Source organism: Francisella sp. 19S2-4 (genome assembly GCF_036281795.1).
Classification (GTDB): Bacteria; Pseudomonadota; Gammaproteobacteria; order Francisellales; family Francisellaceae; genus Francisella.
In genome coordinates this window covers 24,075-30,977 of record NZ_JAWUZH010000027.1, presented here as the reverse complement: position 1 = coordinate 30,977, position 6,903 = coordinate 24,075, and the positions used below count along the sequence as shown (strand labels likewise).

The window sequence follows — 6,903 nt, the reverse complement described above, 5'->3', positions numbered from 1 at the left end:
ATACTAATATCTGTAACATCTGTATTTTACAAAATATATCTAACAATTTGGGATATTAATTCAACAGTCTTTTATAAATAATGATGGTCAGTCAATAGGTTACTGTCAAATAATTCGATTGGATCAAAAAAATCATAAAGCATCCATAGGTAGATTACTTATATATGAAGAGTATAGAGCTAAAGGTTTGGGTAAGTTAATGATACAAGAGCTCTTAAGTTTTGCTAAATCTATTGGCTTAAAATATATAACTCTTAGAGTTTTTGATTTTAATATTTCAGCAATTAAATGTTATGAATATATAGGGTTTAAGAAAACTTTTGAAGAGTATTTAAATATCAAAGATTTAAAAGAAAAGTGGAAGATAATCTCAATGGAGATTGAGATTTAAGATTATTATTTTTCAATAACAATATTTGGGAATTTGGCTTTAACACACTTAGTATAATCACCTGGTACAAATGCTGAGTATGGAGTTTGATATCCAACTAGTTTACAGGCATATGATTTACCATCTGGATTATCAGCTACCCAACTATCATCTGTATCCCAATAGATTTTAGTAGCACCAGCTCCATATTCATCAAACTGTTTCATACCTTTACATCCTAGAACTTCATCATTTGGTATAGCTACACCAAGATATTTAGCAAAGTTACCATAGTAATCTATACGGTTAACAGATTGAGCTACTTCAACACTACCACCACATTCAACACCACCATTGATTATTTGAGTAGTTACACCAAAGCCTGGAGTTAGGCCATTACTGATGTCACGTTCATTTGGTTGCCATGTGCCATCTATTACATGAAGCATTGATGGTTTTGGAGGTTGTGGATATACAAAGAAGAATACAGCAGATGCTAAATTCAACCAAGTATCAGCTACTAACTCAGGCTTATCTAATAGAGTTTCTACATTTCCATATATTGCTTGAGAGAATGGACCATAGTTATAGTTGTAACTTAATTGTTTTGCACCACGACCAAAGTAAGATTTATATTCGCCCATATGTTCACCACTTTCAAATACTCCACAAGGCCATGTTTGAGCTTGCCATGAATCAGGATCACATATACCATAGCCACCAGGAGTTTTTTCATCCCAACCCATTTCACGAATCCAAACTAATCCTTGGCGCCATTCTGGAACATCCCACCAGCTAGTATGTCCGCCGGTCTCTTGTGCAAAGTGAGCGAACATTGTAGCTAGAGATTTACGACAAATAGCATCAGAATCTCTACCATCTGTATATGTAGCACAGAATGCTGGGAATTTAGCTACAGCTTTTAAGAAATTTTCATAAGTGTATTCTGGTGAGCGTTTAGGGAACATATAATCCCAATCTTTCTCAGATATTATACTTTCGACTCTCTTAACATTTTCTGGATTATTTGGGTTACCAGCAGTTACAGCTTCTACTACACTATTATCTCTTGTCTGAATAGATTCTTTTACTTTATTTAAAACTGGATCATTCGTTAGTTCAGCTTCTTTTGTGTCAAGTGCAGCTTGAGTTGTAACAAATGTATCTCCAGAATCTGGGTTATCTGGGTTTGTAGGATCTGTTGGTTCTTCAGTATTGTTGGGATCATATACATTCCAAGCTGTTTCCCAAGCTGTTCCAGAACCAGGGGCATATGCCCATGCTGCTGAACTAGAACACCATGCTCCAACTCCTGATTTACATTGGTATAGTTTTCCATCTAGTGATACTACATCACCACTATTATATTGTGTACCAGCAACATAGGCAGGATAGTCGCCACTTGGTGGATCAACAGGATCAACAGGATCAACAGGATCAACAGGATCAACTGGATCAACTGGATCAACTGGATCAACTGGATCAACTGGATCAACAGGATCAACACTACCAGAACCAACCTGGAAATTTGTAACATGAAAGGCTGGTTTACTAGGAGAGAAACTAAAGCTAACAGCCTCACCAGCTTTTGCAATAGTAGGTTGACCACTCCATTGTTTAGATGTAATTGATACAGTGCCATCACTTGCTTCTGTTAGAGAGTGATCACCGATGCCCCATACACTACCTACTTTGCCATCACTTAGTTTAAAGCTAATCGGATTAGTTTCTAAATTAGTATCTTTATCACATTTGAAAGTTATTTTCCCTGTCCAGCCTTCTGTAACATCTTCTAATTTACAATCAGCAAAGACTGCTGTGCTTATAAGAGATAAAGTTAAAGCTGTAATTGTCTTCATACGCAGATGTATCATTTTTAAGCTCCTTATAAATCTACATTTACTATTAATCGCTACTGTGAGCTGTTATCGAGTGTATCTCTCTTTTTTGATTAAAACAAACAAAAAAAAACACTTTTGACATATAAAATATTAGCTTAATTTGGAGTAAATTTAATATTACTAAAATTAACAAGCACAGTTAAAAATTAACAAGACTATGTTAAGTTTTAGTTATGTTTTTATTTATGATAGGGGTGGCCTTCTAAGATTGTATAAGCTCTATATAGCTGCTCTGCTATAATAATACGTACTATAGGATGTGGGAAAGTCATTTTTGATATAGATATTTTTTCTTTAGCGATTTCTTTAATATTTTGGGCAATGCCATCTGGCCCACCAATTAATATTACAATATTAGGATTATTCAGTTTCCAATTTTGCATTTTTTCAGCAAGTTTTTCAGTTGATATAATTTCTGAGCTAACATCAAGTATTACCAAATGGTCTGAGTTATTAATTTTATTTAAAATTGTTTTAGCTTCTTGTTCCATCCAGATACTGGGATTTCCAGTTTTAGTTCTTTTTGCTATAGGTAGCTCTATTAGCTCAAGAGGGATACTTTTACTAAGTCTTTTTTTATATTCATTAAATCCATCAGTAACCCACTTAGGTGGTTTTTCACCAAGGGATATTATTTTGATTTTCATAATTTATCTCGTAAAACAAAAAAGATCATCTTTAGATAAATCTTGGTTAAATTTATATCCAGCAATATTAAACTTTTTAATATCATGAATATCTTCTATTTGATTTTCAAGAATAAATCTGGTCATTAGGCCACGAGCCTTTTTAGCATAGATTCCTATAGTTTTAAATGAGCCATTTTTATTTTCTTTAAAATCTATATCTAACCACTTAGCACTAAGGTTTTTCTTATCAATAGCTTGTGAATATTCATTTGAGGCAAGATTAATAAGAGTTTTGTTTTTCTGCTTAGTAAAGAAGTCATTCAGTTGAGGTGTAATTTTATCTTGCCAATACTTGTATAAAATTTGTCCATCAATCTTTATTTTTGTACCCATCTCTAATCTATAAGCCTGAATTAGATCTAATGGTCGAATAAGTCCATATAATCCAGATAACATCAGTAGATGATCTTGAGCATAGTTAATTGTTTTAGAGTCTAGTGATTCAGCATTTAGTCCTTTATAAACATCACCACTGAAAGTGAATATAGCAGCTTTTGAGTTAGAGTTATTATATTTCTCTGGGTTAAAACTGTTATGTTTATCAAAAACTTCTTGAGCTAGTTTAGGACTAATTTTCATTAGCTTTTCGATTTCCTCTACTTCGTAATGTTTTAGTTTATTAATCAAAAGATTAATTTGATCTTTAAATATAGGTTGTGTAAAGTCGTAGTTTTCTTTTAAAGAGTCAAAGTTTTGACTCTTTGCTGGAGATATTACTATAATCATTTTTATTATTTTTATGAATACTTTTAGTCTAATAATACCAATTTATATTTGATAATGGAATTTGCTTTGATAGCTTGTAATTTAAATATACATCTAGTAATATATGCATTGCTAACTTGGTTTCCACGCAATGGTAGATTGTGAACCCCGCCAGATCCGGAAGGAAGCAACGGTAACAGTTGATTCATGTGCCGTGTCAAGGCTAAGTTAGCAATTCAAAGATATTAAAATCTCTTTTGGTATACCATTTATTAATAGCATCACTTTAAAGTATGGTTTAATATAAAGTGTGTCAAATTTTTTATTTATAATGAAATGAATTTCCCTAAATTAGAAAATGTCGTTAATTATGATATTGACCATGGTTTTTCTGGTGTCGCTATAAGTATTTCACATCTAGGTGAAGAGGTTTATAAAAAATCTTTTGGTTATGCTTGTCGATATGATAAAACTGGCAAAGAGCTTAAGAAGCGACAAGTTTTAGAGCAAGATATGTTGTTTGATGTTGCATCTATAACTAAGATTTTTGCTACAACATATGCGATTATGTATCTTTATCAAAGAAATATTATAAATTTAGATGCTTTAATCACAGATTATATTCCTGAGTTTAAATTTGCTAATACAAGCTACATTCCTAGTATTCGTGATTTATTATCTCATGCTAGTGGAGTAGCGCCATTTTTTGATTTTTACAATAACCACACTGCTGGTTTGCTATATAGTCAAGATCGTCAGAAGACTATAAATTTTCTAAAAACAAAAATGTCTGTATCTGAACCTGCAGGTAAGTATTGTATATATAGTGATATTGGCATGCAAATACTGGGATGTGTAATTGAAGCTGTTACAGGGAAACAGTTAGATATTTTTCTTGAGGATAAAATTTACTCAGTGATAGGCCTTAAAAATACTTGCTTTAATCCTCTAGACAGAGGTTATTCCCCAGAAAAAATAGTAGCAACTCAAGTTGATGGACATTGTAATTTTGGTACAACAAGTTTTAATAATATAAAGACAGAGACATTAAGAGGCTATGTCCATGATGAGAAAGCTCTGTATTCTATGGCTGGAGTAGCAGGTCATGCTGGATTATTTTCAACTATTGATGATACATCTAAGTTAGCCGAGCTAATATATAAGGATAATGAAATTTTTTCTATAGATACTGTCAGATACTTTAGTCAACCTTGTGATATAAATCCAGCTTTTGCATTAGGATTTTGGACTGCAAGAGGTAGAAAAAATAGACATTTTTTTGGAGAAAAATGTAGTGATCAAACAATAGGCCATACAGGGTTTACAGGACAATGCCTTATTTCAGATCCAGCGAATAAAGTTACTATTATGATTATGAGTAATAGCGTACATAGTCCTATTATTTATCCTAGAATATTCGAAGGTAAAACATTTAGAACAGGGGTTTATGGGCAATTAGTAGATTCAATATATGAAGATTTAGGGATATAGGAGATATTTGTGAATTTAAATTTTAGATATAGTTTTAAATATATACTATCGGTATATATATTAGCTGCGATATTAGGTGGTTATGCTTTAGCTATTGTTGGCGGGATTGGTGAAGAAATTAGTCAAAGTTTTAATTTAAATACTCATCAACTATCAATACTGCTAGGGCTAGTGTTCTTAGGAGGGGTCTTAGCAAAAATAATTTGGTTAGCAACAGATTATATCGGCCGGAAATTTATGATTTTAACTTTTGTGCTATTTTATATTATAGGAACCTATATTTTCGTAATAGCTCAGGGCTATGAAACATTAATTGTTGCAAGATTAATTCAAGGAGGGTCTATTTTATTGGGCTCCTATGCTTTTCCTATATATATAACAGAAATATCTCCTGCAGATCGTAGAGGTAGGTATGTTGCGTTATTTCAGCTGTTATGGACAGCAGGGATGTGTCTTTCTGGTGTTCTGATATTTTTATTCTATGACGTATTTCATTGGAGTGAGTATTTTTACATAACTTTAACTTTTGGCATAGTTTTATTAATTGCATCTTGTTTTTTGCCATCAAGTCCAACTTGGTTAATACTTAAAAAAAGGATTGATAAGGCATATGAAGTTATTAAAAAAACACAGCCTAATCTTACAGATGCAGAAATTAAGAAGCATATTGAGGATATTAAAATTAGTTTAAGAGTACATGCTCCTAGAAGTTTCATTGATAAAATCCTCATTGGCAAGGATATTTGGCCTGTAGCAATAGTCACTGCAGTTTTGATCTTAAATCAGCTTACTGGTATTAACTTTATAGTATTTTCTTCTGAGTTGATTATTAAGCCTTTAACATCGAGTCATTATGTTGCACACGCTGCTAATTTCCTTATTTTGGGAGTGAACTTTGTTATTACAATTTTGACAATATTTTTTATTGATAAATGGGGTAGAAAAAAAGTTATTCATACTGGCTTAACTGTTGCATTAATTAGTATGTTGGGGTTGGTTATTCTATACAGTCTACCTGATTTTACATATAACTATATATTAGTAATTATTTTATTAACAACATGCATAGCTGGATTAGCATTTGGGCCTTCTGGTGTAATTGTAACTCTTATAAATGAATTATTACCAAATAGAGTGAGAATAATAGGGATATTTATGGCAGGAGTTATATCGATGCTATTTTCGTTCTACTTTATTGGCTATTTCCTGAAAGTGGGACAGGATTGGGGCTTTAATATAATGTTTGGTTTACTATTAGTAAGCTCATGTATCTATTTTTGGGTTGTCAGAAAATTTGTTCCAGAAACAGCAGGTAAAACATTAGAAGAAATTGAGAATGACTTTGAATAATTAATGGGTGATTTTTTCTTATTAATTTAATCAACTGACTTTAATATAGAGGTTTCTGGCTATGAGGCAGTTTATCTAGTTTTCAGAAACTCTTCTTTAAGTATTGCAAATAGATATTCATCTCCCCATTTACCTTTAAAGAATATATTTTTAATAAAATGAGCTTCTTTCCTAAAATTAAGCTTTGACAGTGTTTTTATTGCGGAAGTATTTTTGACATCCGTAATAGCTATTATACGATGAATATTATAGCTATTAAATAAGATTTCACAGATTGCAGTTATTGCTTCTTTTGCAAAACCTTTATTTTGTGCTTGGGGGCTTAACGTAAAGCCTATTTCTATTTGCTTATCACAATCTTTTAGAAAATGTACTCCAAATTTGATATTTAGAAATA

At 31.9% G+C, this 6,903-nt stretch carries 6 protein-coding genes, 1 other RNA gene and 1 pseudogene; 4 read left to right on the top strand and 4 right to left on the bottom strand.

Annotation, left to right across the window (positions count from 1 at the left end):
* Positions 1 to 85: 85 nt before the first annotated feature.
* Positions 86 to 391: pseudogene (locus R8535_RS07090) on the top strand (GNAT family N-acetyltransferase); the annotation flags it as partial.
* Positions 392 to 396: 5 nt separating this feature from the next.
* Here the strand turns inward: R8535_RS07090 and R8535_RS07085 are convergent.
* The 3 genes from R8535_RS07085 to yaaA all read right to left on the bottom strand — a co-directional run bounded on the left by R8535_RS07085 (position 397) and on the right by yaaA (position 3,686).
* Positions 397 to 2,244 (bottom strand): glycoside hydrolase family 19 protein, encoded by a 1,848-nt coding sequence (locus R8535_RS07085; RefSeq protein ID WP_329497797.1) that lies wholly within the window; start codon positions 2,242 to 2,244, stop codon positions 397 to 399.
* A gap of 206 nt (positions 2,245 to 2,450) precedes the next feature.
* On the bottom strand, positions 2,451 to 2,918 hold the full coding sequence (gene rlmH, locus R8535_RS07080) for a 23S rRNA (pseudouridine(1915)-N(3))-methyltransferase RlmH (RefSeq protein ID WP_329497799.1): 468 nt from the start codon (positions 2,916 to 2,918) through the stop codon (positions 2,451 to 2,453).
* Positions 2,919 to 2,921: 3 nt separating this feature from the next.
* A complete protein-coding gene (yaaA, locus tag R8535_RS07075; RefSeq protein WP_329497800.1) occupies positions 2,922 to 3,686 on the bottom strand; it encodes a peroxide stress protein YaaA in 765 nt (254 codons plus the stop codon).
* 114 nt (positions 3,687 to 3,800) lie between these two features.
* Here yaaA and ffs point away from each other — a divergent pair.
* From ffs to R8535_RS07060, 3 genes are all read left to right on the top strand, one after another.
* Positions 3,801 to 3,897, top strand: an RNA gene (gene ffs / locus R8535_RS07070) — signal recognition particle sRNA small type.
* A 104-nt stretch (positions 3,898 to 4,001) separates the two neighbouring features.
* Complete coding sequence (locus tag R8535_RS07065; protein WP_329497802.1) at positions 4,002 to 5,156, top strand: serine hydrolase; 1,155 nt, start codon at positions 4,002 to 4,004, stop codon at positions 5,154 to 5,156.
* Positions 5,157 to 5,165: 9 nt separating this feature from the next.
* Positions 5,166 to 6,506, top strand: a complete 1,341-nt coding sequence (locus R8535_RS07060) for an MFS transporter (RefSeq protein ID WP_329497805.1) — start codon at positions 5,166 to 5,168, stop codon at positions 6,504 to 6,506.
* A gap of 71 nt (positions 6,507 to 6,577) precedes the next feature.
* Here the strand turns inward: R8535_RS07060 and R8535_RS10865 are convergent, their stop codons facing one another.
* A complete protein-coding gene (locus R8535_RS10865) occupies positions 6,578 to 6,892 on the bottom strand; it encodes a GNAT family N-acetyltransferase (protein WP_442902182.1) in 315 nt (104 codons plus the stop codon).
* Positions 6,893 to 6,903 lie beyond the last annotated feature (11 nt).

Bases quoted from the DNA above. Each gene is read 5' to 3' on its own strand.
- R8535_RS07085 (WP_329497797.1), bottom strand. From the start codon at position 2,244: ATGATACATCTGCGTATGAAGACAATTACAGCTTTAACTTTATCTCTT.
- rlmH (WP_329497799.1), bottom strand. From the start codon at position 2,918: ATGAAAATCAAAATAATATCCCTTGGTGAAAAACCACCTAAGTGGGTT.
- yaaA (WP_329497800.1), bottom strand. From the start codon at position 3,686: ATGATTATAGTAATATCTCCAGCAAAGAGTCAAAACTTTGACTCTTTA.
- R8535_RS07065 (WP_329497802.1), top strand. From the start codon at position 4,002: ATGAATTTCCCTAAATTAGAAAATGTCGTTAATTATGATATTGACCAT.